Source organism: Marinifilum caeruleilacunae, assembly GCF_013141825.1.
Lineage (GTDB): Bacteria > Bacteroidota > Bacteroidia > Bacteroidales > Marinifilaceae > Marinifilum > Marinifilum caeruleilacunae.
Genome location: NZ_RZNH01000003.1, coordinates 227,948 through 242,787, shown reverse-complemented (window position 1 = coordinate 242,787; position 14,840 = coordinate 227,948). Strand labels below are relative to the sequence as shown.

15 protein-coding genes are annotated in these 14,840 nt (G+C 37.1%); 7 read left to right on the top strand and 8 right to left on the bottom strand.

Annotated features, from left to right (window positions below; genetic code table 11):
* The first annotated feature begins 36 nt into the window (after positions 1–36).
* From trxA to ELS83_RS03725, 3 genes are all read left to right on the top strand, one after another.
* Entirely contained in the window at positions 37–354 is a 318-nt protein-coding gene (gene trxA / locus ELS83_RS03735; RefSeq protein ID WP_054716587.1) for a thioredoxin, read from the top strand.
* A 65-nt stretch (positions 355–419) separates the two neighbouring features.
* Positions 420–1,343 carry a DUF58 domain-containing protein gene (locus ELS83_RS03730; protein WP_171594186.1) on the top strand — a complete coding sequence of 308 codons (924 nt, stop codon included), beginning with the start codon at positions 420–422 and terminating at the stop codon, positions 1,341–1,343.
* A gap of 101 nt (positions 1,344–1,444) precedes the next feature.
* Complete coding sequence (locus tag ELS83_RS03725; protein ID WP_171594185.1) at positions 1,445–2,167, top strand: toxin-antitoxin system YwqK family antitoxin; 723 nt, start codon at positions 1,445–1,447, stop codon at positions 2,165–2,167.
* Between the two features lie 84 nt (positions 2,168–2,251).
* Here the strand turns inward: ELS83_RS03725 and ELS83_RS03720 are convergent, their stop codons facing one another.
* The 6 genes from ELS83_RS03720 to ELS83_RS03695 all read right to left on the bottom strand — a co-directional run bounded on the left by ELS83_RS03720 (position 2,252) and on the right by ELS83_RS03695 (position 8,527).
* Positions 2,252–3,325 carry an endonuclease/exonuclease/phosphatase family protein gene (locus ELS83_RS03720; RefSeq protein ID WP_171594184.1) on the bottom strand — a complete coding sequence of 358 codons (1,074 nt, stop codon included), beginning with the start codon at positions 3,323–3,325 and terminating at the stop codon, positions 2,252–2,254.
* 4 nt (positions 3,326–3,329) lie between these two features.
* Positions 3,330–4,268, bottom strand: a complete 939-nt coding sequence (locus tag ELS83_RS03715) for a rhomboid family protein (protein WP_171594183.1) — start codon at positions 4,266–4,268, stop codon at positions 3,330–3,332.
* A 55-nt stretch (positions 4,269–4,323) separates the two neighbouring features.
* Positions 4,324–5,058 (bottom strand): rhomboid family intramembrane serine protease, encoded by a 735-nt coding sequence (locus ELS83_RS03710; protein ID WP_171594182.1) that lies wholly within the window; start codon positions 5,056–5,058, stop codon positions 4,324–4,326.
* Between the two features lie 125 nt (positions 5,059–5,183).
* Positions 5,184–7,166, bottom strand: a complete 1,983-nt coding sequence (gene mutL / locus ELS83_RS03705; RefSeq protein WP_171594181.1) for a DNA mismatch repair endonuclease MutL — start codon at positions 7,164–7,166, stop codon at positions 5,184–5,186.
* Between the two features lie 21 nt (positions 7,167–7,187).
* Positions 7,188–7,538 (bottom strand): hypothetical protein, encoded by a 351-nt coding sequence (locus tag ELS83_RS03700; RefSeq protein ID WP_171594180.1) that lies wholly within the window; start codon positions 7,536–7,538, stop codon positions 7,188–7,190.
* 185 nt (positions 7,539–7,723) lie between these two features.
* A complete protein-coding gene (locus tag ELS83_RS03695) occupies positions 7,724–8,527 on the bottom strand; it encodes an ion transporter (protein WP_171594179.1) in 804 nt (267 codons plus the stop codon).
* Positions 8,528–8,701: 174 nt separating this feature from the next.
* Between ELS83_RS03695 and lpcA the strand changes: the two genes are divergently transcribed.
* Complete coding sequence (lpcA, locus tag ELS83_RS03690) at positions 8,702–9,277, top strand: D-sedoheptulose 7-phosphate isomerase (protein ID WP_171594178.1); 576 nt, start codon at positions 8,702–8,704, stop codon at positions 9,275–9,277.
* Positions 9,278–9,414: 137 nt separating this feature from the next.
* Positions 9,415–10,545, top strand: a complete 1,131-nt coding sequence (locus ELS83_RS03685) for a TlpA family protein disulfide reductase (RefSeq protein WP_171594177.1) — start codon at positions 9,415–9,417, stop codon at positions 10,543–10,545.
* Positions 10,546–10,578: 33 nt separating this feature from the next.
* Here ELS83_RS03685 and ELS83_RS03680 read toward each other — a convergent pair whose 3' ends face one another.
* Entirely contained in the window at positions 10,579–11,676 is a 1,098-nt protein-coding gene (locus tag ELS83_RS03680) for an OmpA family protein (RefSeq protein ID WP_171594176.1), read from the bottom strand.
* A gap of 393 nt (positions 11,677–12,069) precedes the next feature.
* Here ELS83_RS03680 and ELS83_RS03675 point away from each other — a divergent pair, with 393 nt between their 5' ends.
* Both ELS83_RS03675 and ELS83_RS03670 read left to right on the top strand, forming a co-directional pair.
* Positions 12,070–12,912 (top strand): YifB family Mg chelatase-like AAA ATPase, encoded by an 843-nt coding sequence (locus tag ELS83_RS03675; RefSeq protein ID WP_171594175.1) that lies wholly within the window; start codon positions 12,070–12,072, stop codon positions 12,910–12,912.
* Between the two features lie 72 nt (positions 12,913–12,984).
* Entirely contained in the window at positions 12,985–13,587 is a 603-nt protein-coding gene (locus ELS83_RS03670) for a recombinase family protein (protein WP_171594174.1), read from the top strand.
* On the opposite strand, the gene ELS83_RS03665 is transcribed toward ELS83_RS03670, so the two are convergent.
* The gene (locus ELS83_RS03665; RefSeq protein ID WP_171594173.1) at positions 13,569–14,453 is read right to left on the bottom strand and encodes a TniB family NTP-binding protein; all 885 of its coding nucleotides are present in this window, start codon (positions 14,451–14,453) and stop codon (positions 13,569–13,571) included. The genes ELS83_RS03670 and ELS83_RS03665 overlap by 19 nt on opposite strands.
* Positions 14,454–14,840: the final 387 nt, after the last annotated feature.

Here is a 14,840-nt window from a genome sequence, read left to right as displayed (position 1 = left end):
TAAATAAAATACATAAACGCTAAAAAATAGATTACCATGACAATTGAAGTGAACGATTCTAATTTTGAAGAAGTTGTTTTGAAATCAGATAAGCCAGTATTGGTGGACTTTTGGGCAGAGTGGTGTGGTCCATGTAGAATGGTTGGTCCAATTGTAGACGAATTGGCAACTGATTACGATGGAAAAATCGTAGTAACCAAATTGGATGTTGACAGCAGCCCTGCAACTTCAGCTAAATTTGGAATCCGTAATATTCCTACTGTTCTTTTCTTTAAAGGAGGAGAAGTTGTTGATAAGCAAGTTGGAGCAGTTCCAAAATCGAGCTTAGCAGAAAAAATTGATGCTCTTTTGTAAGAAGAGTATAAAAATATTTAGGGCATAGAGGTTGATCTATGCCCTTTTTTTATCTGAAAATTAAAATGGTAAAGCAATTATCAGACCTCATACAGTTCGAGCAATTCGATAATTTGGAACTTCTGGCACATCAAATTGTAGAAGGTTTCCTGATTGGCTTGCATCGTAGTCCGTATCATGGCTTCTCGGTAGAATTTGCTGAACACCGTTTGTACAACAAAGGAGAATCGACAAAGCATATCGATTGGAAATTGTATGCCCGCAGCGATAAAATGTTCGTAAAGCAATTCGAGGAAGAGACCAATTTGCGCGCGCATATTGTGATCGACACCTCTTCGTCTATGTTGTTTCCTTACCAATCGAAACACCAAACAAAATTGAGTTATTCGGTGCTGTGTGCAGCCGCATTAATTCATTTGTTGAGAAAACAGAGAGATGCTGTTGGCCTTTGTACATTTTCCGATAAGATTGATCTGCTTACCCCTTCCAAACTTTCTCTTACCCACGCCCAATTGCTGTATTCTCATTTGCACAAGGTATATCATGCCGAAGAAATTGGAACAAAAAGAGAAACCAAAATTGCCGATACTTTGCACAAGTTGGCCGAGGGCTTACACAAAAGATCGCTGGTAATTGTATTTTCAGATTTTACAGGTGGTGAGTCGCCAAAGGAAATCATGGAATCATTGCAACACTTGCGTTTCAACAAACACGAAGTGATTTTATTCGCTGTTCGCGATAAGGATCTGGAGTTGGATTTTAATTTCGAAAATCGACCAAGTCAGTTTGTTGATTTGGAAACGGGTGAAAGTGTAAAGTTAAATCCGAGTGATATTAAAGACATGTACCAGGAAGAACAGCAAAAATTCTTCAACGAACTCGATTTGCTGTGCAGCCAGTTTTCCATCGATTTGGTAGAAGCTGATATCCGAAAAGAGTTCAATAATGTACTTCAATCGTATCTTTTAAAGAGAAAGAAGCTTATGTAGCTTATTTATCCCTGAATAATTTTTAAGTTTTCAATGTTTAATTTATTTTTATTGAGAGTTATGCAAATTCTTTTCGAATTCCGGAAAATAACAATCTCTTGATGAAATATAAATTATTGATATTTATTGCTTTTATTTTGTTTGCCTGTGAGCAAAAATCAGATCGTGCTTCTGGCAGCGATCAGGACTTTGTTGAAAATGGGGTGGTAAAGAAGTACGATGAGCAAAATAAACTAACGGCAGAGATTACATACAAAAATGGGGTTCGTGATGGTGTTACCCGGTATTACTATTCGTCGGGAGCTTTGAGCGATGAAATCATGTATGCAAACGATGAAAAGAATGGCATAGCCAAAAAGTACCATAAGAATGGTAATATCTACAGTTTTACTCCCTATATAAACGACGAAAAAGACGGCCTTCAGAAAAAATACTATGCCAATGGTAAAGTTTGGGCCGAAACTCCTTACATGAAAGGACAGCCAGGATTGGGTTTAAAAGAGTACAAACGCGATGGAAGCTTGCGAAAGAATTTTCCTGATATAGAAATTGAAAAATTTGTAAAATCGGATCGTGTAGTACTCAAATTGTTCTTAAGCAATTACTCTAAAAATGTGATATTCTATGTTACGGAATTGATGCAGGGTCAATACATTCCACCCGCGGCAAAACCAATTTATACAAGTGGAGGATCGGCACGTTACGAATTTGTTTTTCCAGCCAATACCAAAGTCGATACTACCTTAAATATTGTTGCAAAGTACCAAACGAAAGACTACAATATTTACGTTTCAAAACGTGATATCAGCTTGCGTTTAAAGTAGAATCTTCATAAAAAAAGAAGTGTTCTCGCAGTAATGCTTTCGCAGATTTTTCGAATATCCAGGTGAAAAATCCTGTCTGCTGAATTATTTTTCCACAAAGTTTAGTTCTGTAAAAACCGGGAAATGATCGGAATATTTCTTCTTGATTCTTTTGTAGTTGTAGCAAACGGTTTGCTCATCGTGTAGCACAAAATCAATCCTGAAAGAAGGGAAATCGCCCGAATAGGTGGTTCCAATTCCAATGCCTTGCTCCCTGAAACAATCGGTAAAATCGTTCTTTATTTTTCGATAGGTATAGGAGTGTGGTGTATCATTAAAATCGCCACAAACAATGGTTGGATGAGGAGATTTATCGATATGGCCCCTGATGATTTCTGCTTGTTTTGCCCTGCGAATAAAAGCATGCTGAAGCCTGAAGGAAATGTCTTTGATCTCTTCCAGTTCCTGCTCGTCGGCCTTAAATTCCTTTTTGTTGATAAAGGCATAATTTCGACCGCCTAACCTGTTCGATTCAAGGTGCAGGTTGTAAACCCTTACAATTTTTCCATTTTTCTTGATATCGGCATAAATGGCATTGCACCAATTGTCTTTGGCAAAATTGATTTCGCCCTTTTTAACAATCGGATATTTAGAGAAAAAGGCAACGCCATTGGCCTTTCTGCCAATAAACAAATATTTACAGCCCGTCGCTTTTTTCAAGTTGTACAGACTTAACAATCCTTTGCGGGTATTATGAAACTCCTGGAAACAATATACATCAGCCTGGTTCTGCTTGAGAAGTTCAAGCATTTTATCCGGCGTTTTCTTGTCCTTGCTCCATTCGTATTTGTCGAAAGAACGCACATTGTAGGTCATTATTTTTATGGAAGCCGATTCGTTTGCTTCGGTATTTGAGCGCTTAATCTGAATGAAATCCTGCAAATGACCATACCCTATAAGTATTGCAATGAGAGGAATTAGAAAACTCCAACGTCGACGCAGCATCCAGTACACTGTAAAAATAACGTTCGCCAGTAGTAAATAAGGATAGGCCAAACCCCAAAATGCGGGCAACCAGAATTCCTCAGGACTAACATGCGGAGCAATATAGGCAATGAGTAATGAGCCTGAAAATATCAGGCTAAAGGCAACTAAAGCTTTATGGAGGAAGTTTTTCAATTCACTATTCCTTTTGGTTACTCGATTTAAAAAGAATCTCTTTCTCTTCCTTGCTTAAACTATCGTATCCCGATTTGGCAATTTTATCCAGAATTCGATTCAATTCTTCCTGGTTTACTTTCTTGGATTTGTTATACTCTTCATCGCTCATGTTGCGAGTGTTTTTATAACTCACCTTCATTTTCTTTTTTCTGGTAAACAGGCCGAAAAAAGAATCCATCAAAGAGTTAAAACCACTCGAAATATCCTTGCCTTTTCGCAATTGAGAAATAAACAACCAGCCATAAAAAGCACCACCTAAATGAGCAATGTGTCCGCCGGCATTACCATCTGGTATATTAATGATATCAGAAATGATAAAGAAAATTGCAAAATATTTGATTTTAATAGGTCCAATAAAGATTAAATGAAATTGGTGGTTTGGAGCATAAACTACGGTGGCTAGAACTATTGCCATTACCGAGGCTGAGGCTCCAAGTGCGTAAGCTCCGAATCGAACGTCCTGAAATACAGGAAATATATTGTAAGCAAAAATATATGTTGCAGCACCTGTTAATCCTCCTAAAATATATATGCTTAATAGTTTTTTCTGGTCAAGATAGGTTAGGAAAATTCTACCAAACAAAAATAACCAAAGCATGTTGATAAGGATATGCCAGAAACCCTCATGTAAGAACATATAGGAGAAAACAGTCCAAGGTCTTCCTAGCAATGCACTTGTATCCGCAGGAACAGAAAGCCAATGGACTATAAATGAAACTTGATTGCCCTGAACTCCTATGAAGAAAGAAAATACATTTAATATCTTAACAATTAGGAATACTCCTAAGTTGATATAAATTAACTTGGTAAGATTACTTCCTTCTTTAAAGGAATTCTTAATTCCATCCCAAATGTTTTGGTTTGAATAGCTCTGATATGGATTGTTAAAGTTCACGCTCATAATCAACCTTCATTATCGATATAAACTTTCTTACTTAATTTTTATTGTATACAATTTAATAAAAACGATTCGAATTTTTCTGCCAGTATTTAATCAGAATATAACCAAATATCATCCCTCCCAAATGGGCAAAGTGAGCGATATTATCACCAGGTCTATTTAAAAATGCCAGGTACAACTCAATAGCTCCATAACCAATTACAAAATACTTTGCTTTAATTGGAATAGGCGGGAATATTAACATCAGTTCGGTATTGGGAAATAGCATACCAAAGCCTAAAAGAATGCCAAAAACAGCTCCCGATGCACCAACCGTAGGTGCGTACATTATTGAAGTTACTTTTTCTGAAACAGTTCCAGGAATATATTTTCCTTGAGCAGCAAGTTCCTTGAAATACTCTAATTGTTCTGGACCAAGAGATGATATAGCCACCTTATATTCAATAAATGAAACTAAGAGATGCAAAAATGCCGCCCCAAGGCCAGTTATTAAATAAAAGGATAAAAAGCGTTTTGGTCCCCACACACTTTCCAGAACTCTACCAAACATGAATAAAGCAAACATGTTAAAAAACAAGTGAGTAAGATCACCATGCATAAACATGTGTGTGAAAATTTGATGAGGCCTGAAAAAATCAGATCCTGGATAGTATAAGCCCATATGTTGTTTTAAATCAATGCCAAATTTTGATTGGACAACATAAGTAGCTAGAAGTAATATTACATTTATAATCAAAAGATTTTTAACCACTGGAGGCAAGTTCAACAGTGGAGGTCTGTATTGTGTCATTCGATATGCTTTTAAAATTTAACTGAAGTCTAACAATAGTCAGACCAATTTAAAATTACAGGCTTCGGCTCATAATTGCAAGACAGTTTGTCAGGCTAAAAGCCTTGTTTGTAGAATTTATGCTCTTATTTGAATCGATTTTCCAGTTCCTGGGTTTCCAAAACGGATATTACCGGCTTGCCATCAGGCGTAAAATTGGGAACGTTGCAAGCGAATAGCTGATCAATAATCGAACTCATTTCTTCGTTGCTAAGCGATTTTCCATAGTTTACAGCCGAAGCTTTTGCCAATGATTTTGCCAGGTTTTCGCGAACCTTCAGCTTTACATCAAGCTGGTTGGTTTTGTAATTGGCCAGCAAGTTTTCCAATAGCTCCTTTGGCTCACAGTTTTGAATATCGGCAGGTGTGCCGTTAATCACAAATGTTTTCTTTCCAAATTCCCTGATATCAAAACCCAAGGCTTTTACATCTTCCAAAATCACCTGCAAAAGGGTATAGTCCGATGCATTTAACTCTATGGTTTGAGGAAAAAGTGTTTGCTGTGCAATTCCCTGGTGATTTTCCAGGGAGCTCATGAACTTCTCGAACAAGATTCTTTCGTGTGCCTTTCGCTGGTCAATAATCATTAAACCAGAGCGAATGGGCGTAAGGATGTATTTGTTCTTCAGCTGGAAAAAATTCTTTGTTTTCTTGGGCTGATCGGCAGCCTGAATTTGCGTTTGCTGAGGAGCTGGAATCTCTGGAGCCTGGAAATAATCAGGAATATTTTCCCTGTCGATTACCGGTTGCTTCTCTATTTTCTCTTCTGCTGGAGCCGACTGATTTTCGTAGAGTTTTTCCCAATCGTCAGGAACCTGTTTTTTGGGCGCTCTTGCTGTTCCAGTTTCTGGTGTTTTGGCTTTAAACTCCTGGAAAAAAGGATTCGACTCAATAGAGTTTGCCGATTGCTCGAAAGGATTGTAATTCTTTTCGGCATCGAAAGGGTTGAAACTCGATTCGGCATCGAAGGGATTAAACTCAGGGTTCACCTTAATCATTGGAGCTTCCACCTCGGTGTTTTCATCGGCAACAGGAATTTCAAGACTGGTATCTTCATCAAAATCGATGGAAGGTACAATGTTGAATTTCCCCAAAGCCTCGCGAATAGAAGCCTGAATAATCTGATAAATCGCTCTTTCATCCTCGAACTTAATTTCTGTTTTGGTTGGATGAATATTGATATCAATAATTTGAGGATCTACCTCGAAGAAAATGAAGTATGGTGGAATGGTTTCAGGAGGCAAAATCTTATCGTAAGCCTGTATCACCGCCTTGTAAAAATACGGATGGCGCATGAAACGATTGTTCACGAAAAAGAACTGTTCTCCCGTGTTTTTCTTTGCATTTTTTGGCTTCCCAATAAATCCGGTAAGCTTTACAATACTGGTGTCAGTTTTAATGCTAATCAGTCGGGAGTTCATACTTTTCCCAAACACATTAATAATTCGCTGACGGATATGAGATGCAGGAAGATTGTATACTTCGCTGTCGTTATGTATCAGTGTAAAAGCAATATCGGGATGCGATAAAACGATTCTGTGAAATTCGGTAATGATGTTTCGAAGTTCGGTAGAGTTTGCCTTTAGGAATTTTCGGCGGGCAGGTACATTGAAAAACAGGTTTTTTACAATGAAGTTACTGCCATCGCTACAGGCCGATGCTTCCTGCGAAACCAATTCCGAGCCATCAATCACAATGTGTGTACCCAATTCATCTTCGGTACGTTTTGTTTTTAGCTCAACATTGGCAATTGCAGCAATCGAAGCCAAAGCTTCGCCACGGAAACCCATGGTACGAATCCCGAACAGGTCACCCGCTCTGCGAATTTTCGATGTTGCATGGCGCTCAAAAGCCAACCTGGCATCTGTAGCAGACATACCACAGCCATTGTCGATGACCTGAATCAGGGTTTTACCCGCATCTTTAAGATTAATTTTTATGGAACCAGCACCGGCATCTATCGCATTTTCAACAAGCTCTTTTACCACCGAAGCCGGTCTTTGAACTACCTCACCTGCAGCAATCTGATTGGCAACATTGTCAGGCAGTATCTGTATCAAATCTGACATATATTCGTTTGAAATTTGACGTTAGCGATTAGACTTTAAACTTTCCATACCGCCAATAATCCTTTCCAACAATTCATCCCAACCAAAAACATAGGCATAGGCAACAACGGCAAGAATCACAAAAATGACAAGCAATCGGATGTTCGATTTCTTTCTTGCGCCACTGGCATCCGAGAGCTTATGACGAAGTTCACTTCTCATTCTGCCTTTGATATTTGGAACGTACTGACCATCTTCATCCTTAATCCCAAGCTCCGATTTTATTCTTCGCTCACGATCTTCTCTCTCTTCTTTTGCAGGGTCCCAGTATCGAGGTTGCAAATTGAATCGTTTATGTTGTGGTCTTTTAAAGAAACCGCTCGTAAATCCCATAATAAGTTGTTTTATACCTTGTTGTTAATAAGTGGTATAGGTAATTGTTTGTTCTCGCAACAGACTTTTCGTTTGCCGATTGCCTGTTGATGAATGAGACGTACAAATATACCGATAAAATCTGAAATTATTCGGATATTTTACAAGGATAGCTACGTTAAAAAATGCAAAAAATCACTTTCGATTTAATTGAGTTTTGTACCGCATTCGTTGCAATATTTTGCATCATGATTATGCCCTTCGGTAAGACATTCGGGACATACGCGGCTTGAGGTTTCTTTCTGACTGTGTTTGGTCAGCTCGGCAGTAACGATCCCGGTTGGAACGGCAATAATCGCATAACCAATAATCATTACCATACTTGCCAAAAATTGTCCTACAGAAGTTTCAGGAGAAATATCGCCATAGCCAACTGTGGTAAGTGTTACTACGGCCCAGTAAATACCGCGGGGAATACTGGTAAAGCCATGTTCGGCACCTTCTACCAAATACATTACTGTACCAATAATGATGACCAGGGTTAGTACACCAAACAGGAAAACAGAAATTTTATAACGACTTTCGCGCAATGCCCGAATAATAACGGCACTTTCTTTTAAATATCGGTTGAGTTTCAGGATTCTGAAAACACGAAGCAAACGTAATGCACGAATAACCATTAAACCTTGTGTTCCGGCAAAAACCAATGCCAAATAACTCGGCAAGACCGATAAAAGGTCGATCATTCCATAAAAACTAAAGATGTATTTTCGCGGATGTCGTACAATCCAGATCCTGACGATGTATTCAATACTAAAAATAATGGTAATGATCCATTCCGCAATTTTCAGGATATCGTGGTATTTGTTTTCGATGGATGGAACGCTCTCCAACATTACAAAGAGAATACTCAGCAGAATTACAATGAGTAAAGAAAGATCGAAAAACTTTCCGATTTTAGTGTCAGCCTCAAAAATTACCTCGTAAAGTCGTTGTCTTATTGGTAGCATAGGTTTATTGTTGGATTTTATAGTAAACTTAGAAATAAAACTTGAAAAGTCCATTTTTATTCGATGCCGGCATACAAGCTTTTGCCGTTGTTGTTCAGCGCAGCATCCATATTTTTAATGGCATAATTCTTAATTCTAAGCTTCATTTCTTACTTTTGATAAAAATTTTAAAGCATGATCATAAACGATATAAAGCAAAGTTTTCTTGATGCACAAGCGGTTCTGAATGAATTTCTTGCCAATGACGAGAACTTTAAAGCCATTGAAAAAGCGGGGGAATTAATGGCTGATTCAATTAAAAATGGCGGAAAAATAATTTCGTGTGGAAATGGTGGATCGATGTGTGATGCCATGCATTTTGCCGAAGAATTAACGGGGCGCTTCCGCGATAATCGTCCTGGAATGGCGGCCGTAGCCATCTCCGATCCAAGCCATATTACCTGTGTGGGTAACGATTATGGTTTCGACTATATTTTTTCGAGATATGTAGAAGGCATGGGACAAAAAGGAGATGTATTTTTGGGCATCAGCACTTCTGGCAACTCGGCCAATGTAATTAATGCCATTAAAGCGGCCAAAGAAAAAGGAATGACTGTTGTTGGATTAACAGGAAAAAGCGGGGGCGAAATGGCAGAAATGTGCGATGTTGAAATCAGGGTGCCGTGGAAAGCCTACTCCGATCGGGTTCAGGAAATTCACATTAAAGTAATTCATTGCCTGATTCAGTACATCGAAGCAAAAACAAAATAAAGATTGATAAAATATATAGAGCTGCAGCTTAAAAAGTTGCAGCTTTTTTTTTTGATATCCTGAAATAATGAGGTGATAAATTCAGATTTTAATTATGTTTGCTTAGATTTAAAAGTTTTTTTACTGATTCTCTGAAAATGAAAAGGATATTTGTACTTGTTTTATCGTTTGTTTTTCCCCTGTTTTTGTCAGGACAGATTTTGCTTGATGAAATCCTTCAAGAGAATCAGATTGTGGAGACCAGTAGCAACAGCTTGTACTACATCGATTTTTCGGCAACATGGTGTGCACCATGTGTGCATGTAGCAAAATACCTGGCTGTTTTGCAAAAGCAAAATCCGCGCAACTTTTATATTGTTTCCCTGTTTAACGAACCCATTCATCGAATAGAAAAATACCTGGCTAAGAAGGAGAATCGTTTAGCTATTGCACTTGATTTTAATGGGCAAACTTTCGAAAAGTTTAAAGTTCAAACACTTCCCTACGGGGTTTTGATGAATACAAAGGGGCAGGTTCTTTGGAAAGGAAAGGCAGCCGATCTAAACGACCGTTTGGTGAAGAAATTTTTGCGAAGCAATATGGCTATAGCAAATGTTCACTCTATACTGAAGGTACAGGAAAAAACAATTGTTGCAGAATCGGAAACTGCTGTTTCGGTGGATGGGATTCAACTTGAGGTGGAAGATAGTGGAACAGATAATCTTGAAATTTTACACAAAAAAGACCATCGCATATTTCGAGGCAAACTATCAGTGCTACTAAGCTATTTTATAGGTGTTCATAAAAGGCAGGTTCAGGTGGATAAAAATTTGGATCAGTATTGTGCTCTTAGTCTAAACCATGCTGTAAATGCAGAAGACGTAAAAGATTATTTGCTCAATTATTTTCATCTAAACATCATTCCAAAATCTGAAGTGGGAGATTATCTGACATTTCATCTTCAATCGGATGCTCATTTGTGGGATTGCCACCAGTATGATTGGGGAGCAGAGAGTGCAGATGTTTTATTGAGTGACACAGAAATAAAAGCTGATAATTTAAGTGTGAAAGAATTTGTGTATTACATTGCTTATGCGGTAAATAAACCAATTGTCTTGAATTCATCTATCAATTCAGATGACCTACACGATTGGCACTTGCATTATAAATATTTCGATTTAATGAAACAGCAAGCCTGGGATAATTATTCCATAAAACTCGTGGAAGAGCATAATGAATTCCCGGTGTACAGAATCATAAAAAAGTCCTCCCAAAGGAAGGACTTTTAATTTGAGAGTGTTTAAATCAATCATCATTCATGATTACTGATTTACAATGCGGAATTCGGTTCTCCTGTTTTTCTGATGCTCTTCTTCCGAACAATCTACACCATTTGCGCAACGGTTAATCAGACGGGTTTCGCCATAACCTTTTGCCGTAAGCCTGTTGCGTTCAATTCCTTGCGTTACCAGGTAATTCACCACCGCATTCGCTCTTTGTTGCGATAATGCCATATTGTAATCGTCATTTCCTCTTGAATCGGTATGAGCCATAATTTCGATTTTCACAGGTTTTTCGTTCAAAATTGGCAAGAGAATTTTATCAATTGTCTTCTTGGAATCGGGCGTTAACCTTGCGCTACCCAATTCATAATAAATAGGCAGCAGGTTAGGCTGAAGCAAATCGCACTCAATTTCTTCCCAGCTGCTAATACCTCCTTTTTCAACAAGAACCGTTCTTTTAATGGTTTTCATTTTCGACGGAACTTCAACTTTTTTTGTGCTAGCCGGCGAAACAAGTACCTGCTTTTCGATCATGGCATATTCTGCGGGAATTTCAACTTCTTCCATTCTGGCAGGTTCCTTTATGACTTGCTTTTTATAGGTGGAATGCTCTTCTTTTATGGGAATGTTCCGTGTGCTGGCATCTTTGCTTAAGGTAATTGTTGGAACAGTTGTGTGTTGGGCAGGATATTCAACAAAACAAGCAATTACACAATCTTCTTTATTTACCGAGGGGCAGTCTTCCATCTCTGTGTATTCCCAACCTGATGTTTTGGGATAAACTTCTATTGTTTCTGAACTTTTCCCAAAGCTGGCGGGAATTACCTCCAGGTCTGTTCTTTTTGTTTTTTTAGTATAGGCTACCTCTATGGTTTCATACACTGCAGGCACATAAACCAACTTCTTACTGGCCTCTTTTACCAAAACTCTTTCTGTAACAGTTTTGTATACCGCCGGAACTATTTCCAGTTTCGTGTAAGCCGGACTAATTTCAACTGTTTCTTCGATTTCCTCGAATACATCCTTGGTAATGCATTTAACGTAACATTTTCCTGGTTTTGGATTTGTTGGCAATTCCTGGGCAATGGAATAGAAACAGGAAAATAAGAGGGGAATTAAAATAAATTTACTTTTCATTTTGTGTGGTTTTTTATTGATTAAAAATATTGATAAGTAATAATAGCGTTTAAAGATGAGATTTAAAAATTATAATTATAGAAAATAGAGAATTTGTAACAAATAAAAAATGAGAAGTTTAAGTTGTTTTGTGGAATTTGTAATAAATGAACTTTCTGTATGATAGGCTAGCTTTGCGATTGCAAAGATTTGATTACATATAGTTAAACAAAATAATATTCGTAAAACATTACAAGAGGTTTGACTTGAATGATGGAGTTTTTGTGAAATGATTTGGCACTTTGTTTCATGCTTCATCAATCTATTTATCTATAAATTAATAAGATGTTTTTAGAGGGTAAAAATTATTGTTATATTCAGCAAAAATATTTTGTTTGTTAAAAATCTGGATATATGCTTGTTAAAACCTACGGAAGTGCTGTTTATGGCATTCATGCAACTACAATTACCATTGAGGTGAATGTTTTTCCCGGTGTGCGATTTTCCATTGTTGGATTGCCCGATAATGCAGTAAAGGAAAGTCAGCAACGCATCGATTCTGCTTTGAGAGAAGCCGGCTATAAAATCCCCGGGAAGAAGATCATTATCAATATGGCTCCTGCCGATATCAGAAAAGAAGGGTCGGCCTACGATTTGCCACTTGCCATTGGTATATTAACAGCAACTGAACAGATGCAATGCGAGAATCTGGAGGAATTCGTAATTATGGGCGAACTGTCATTGGATGGAAGTTTGGTGCCCATAAAAGGAGTTTTGCCAATGGCCATTCAGGCCCGGGAAGAAGGATTCAAAGCCTTGATATTGCCCAAAGAAAATGCCCGCGAAGCTGCAGTGGTCAACAAGCTAAAAGTGTATGGGGCAGAAAATATAAGCGAGGTGATCGGATTTTTAAAAGGCGATGCAGAAATTCCCGCTACCGAAGTAGATACCAGGGCCGAATTTTACGCTCATCTGAATCAGTTCCCACACGATTTTGCCGATGTAAAGGGGCAGGAGAATGTAAAACGAGCTTTGGAAATTGCGGCAGCCGGTGGGCATAACATCATCATGATTGGTCCTCCGGGTGCAGGAAAAACCATGCTGGCCAAACGAATTCCCGGAATATTACCGCCTTTGAGTCTGCAGGAAGCATTGGAAACCACCAAAATTCACTCGGTTGCCGGAACATTGGTGTCATTTACATTAGAAGATGCAAAAATACAATTGCTTTTGCAAATTTACATTAACATATGCTAATACCATTTCTCCGATATAAAACAATATTCCAAATTTATAAAAATTTAATTTTTTAAATTTAAAGTTATAAACATGAAAATAGGCTTTACTTATAGTTATTTTAAAGATGGAGAAGTAGAGAACGATATCATTGCTCTTCAAAAAGAAGGGTGTGAAAAAATTATTCAATTTAATTACATAAAGGGTGAAAGAGAAAGGTCTTTATTGGAAAGGATTAAAGATTCTCTCTATCGTGATGATACTCTGGTAGTCTATTCCAATGATCGTTTAGGCATACAAGTAGTTAATTTTATCCGATTTCTATTGGAATTAGAGGGAATGGGAATTCATTATAAAAGTCTTTCAGAGCCATGCTTTAATACTGAGACAAATAGGCAATTTCTCGTAATTTGCCGAAATTTTATTGATATGAAAGATTCCGTTTATCTACGGGATACGAGAGTTGGTCTTGCAAAAGCTAAATTGAAAGGAGTGGTAGGGGGGCGAATTAAAGGAAATTACGATAAGGTTGCAGCTCGAAAAGCCAAAAATATGTATTTAAAAGGAATTGAAGTTGAAAAGATCGTTAAAATATTAAATAAATCTAGGGCTACAATATACAGATATTTAAATCGTGAAGGTGTTACTAATTGTTACAGAAAGAGTATTCTAATTGATCAAAAAAAAGATGAATAAGCTCTCCGATTTGATGGTGTCAAATAATTGATATTTTCTAGAATATGACTATCAACTTGTTCTGTCTCAGAAATAATGGCTTTTATACTCGCAATAGTAAGTATTTTTGATATTTCACCAATGGTGCCCTCACTCATTTTTAGTATTTTTGAAGCTATTTTGGGATCTTGTATAGTTGATGGATGATGCAGAGGCAGAAACTTTGCAAAATTTTCTAAAAGTCGAAAATAGTCTTCGTTCAACTCCCATTTTGGCAAAGAAATCCAATCGAAGCGATTGGAGAATTGAGAGGAAATTGCGAAAGAGCTATGTGCTTCAAAAATACCCACTGTAATTATCACAATTTGAAGAAGATCAGATAGTGTTATAAGCATGTTTATAAATGCTATTTGTTTGACAAGCGATCCTGCTTGTATATGATGAATTTCATCAATAATAACCATCTTCGTTCCTAAGTTTTGCAAAGCATTAAGAACTTGGATTCTTTTTTTTTCGAGTTTATCTGAAATGCAGTATGAAATATTTAGTTCTTCAAGTAAGGTGTTGTAAAATCTTCTTTCATCTGGTATTGGAGGGGCTTGCACATATATTGCTCTTCCAGATATTCTATTATTTTCAATTTCGACATGTGGCTTATATTTTGAGTAGAACTTACGTACTAATGCAGTTTTTCCATTATTCGTCTCTGCTGTAATTAGTAGATTTGGCATGCGGAGAACAGGTGGATGTTTTAGTAAGTCCTCCAATATTTTAAATATTTCGCTTGCCTTCCTGTAATCGAACCATTTATCACATTTTGAAAAGAAAATTCTATCCTCCTTACTTTTATCTAAAATATATCTAATTGATTCATCTATGTGTTGCACTGTTGTATAAAGTTAAGGGGATTCTTTGCAAGAGTTAAGTAATAGATTACTAATGAGATTTGTGATTTTTTTTGCATTATAAAATTAAAAACATTTATTAAATAAAAAAGTGATTTCAGATAAAATTAAGAGGGGGCATTTATTTTATGCAGGACCTAATATCATTGGCTTTTAAATTTGGTACAGCATATTCAGAAGCAATTCATCCAAATATTATAATTTATAATTATACGAGAAATGCAGATCCAACTTTCTCTTGGTCCTATAATGTTGAAATCAATAGAGTTATTGATTATTCCACTAAAAATGCTTAGTTTGAATGGTCTATTACCGGAAAATATGAAAGCGGTAACTTTCTTTCAAGTAATTAGTTCTAAAATATGGATA

Coding starts and splice junctions, on each gene's coding strand:
- trxA (WP_054716587.1), top strand. CDS start 37: ATGACAATTGAAGTGAACGATTCTAATTTTGAAGAAGTTGTTTTGAAA.
- ELS83_RS03730 (WP_171594186.1), top strand. CDS start 420: ATGGTAAAGCAATTATCAGACCTCATACAGTTCGAGCAATTCGATAAT.
- ELS83_RS03725 (WP_171594185.1), top strand. CDS start 1,445: ATGAAATATAAATTATTGATATTTATTGCTTTTATTTTGTTTGCCTGT.
- ELS83_RS03715 (WP_171594183.1), bottom strand. CDS start 4,268: ATGAGCGTGAACTTTAACAATCCATATCAGAGCTATTCAAACCAAAAC.
- ELS83_RS03710 (WP_171594182.1), bottom strand. CDS start 5,058: ATGACACAATACAGACCTCCACTGTTGAACTTGCCTCCAGTGGTTAAA.
- mutL (WP_171594181.1), bottom strand. CDS start 7,166: ATGTCAGATTTGATACAGATACTGCCTGACAATGTTGCCAATCAGATT.
- ELS83_RS03700 (WP_171594180.1), bottom strand. CDS start 7,538: ATGGGATTTACGAGCGGTTTCTTTAAAAGACCACAACATAAACGATTC.
- ELS83_RS03695 (WP_171594179.1), bottom strand. CDS start 8,527: ATGCTACCAATAAGACAACGACTTTACGAGGTAATTTTTGAGGCTGAC.
- lpcA (WP_171594178.1), top strand. CDS start 8,702: ATGATCATAAACGATATAAAGCAAAGTTTTCTTGATGCACAAGCGGTT.
- ELS83_RS03685 (WP_171594177.1), top strand. CDS start 9,415: ATGAAAAGGATATTTGTACTTGTTTTATCGTTTGTTTTTCCCCTGTTT.
- ELS83_RS03680 (WP_171594176.1), bottom strand. CDS start 11,676: ATGAAAAGTAAATTTATTTTAATTCCCCTCTTATTTTCCTGTTTCTAT.
- ELS83_RS03675 (WP_171594175.1), top strand. CDS start 12,070: ATGCTTGTTAAAACCTACGGAAGTGCTGTTTATGGCATTCATGCAACT.
- ELS83_RS03670 (WP_171594174.1), top strand. CDS start 12,985: ATGAAAATAGGCTTTACTTATAGTTATTTTAAAGATGGAGAAGTAGAG.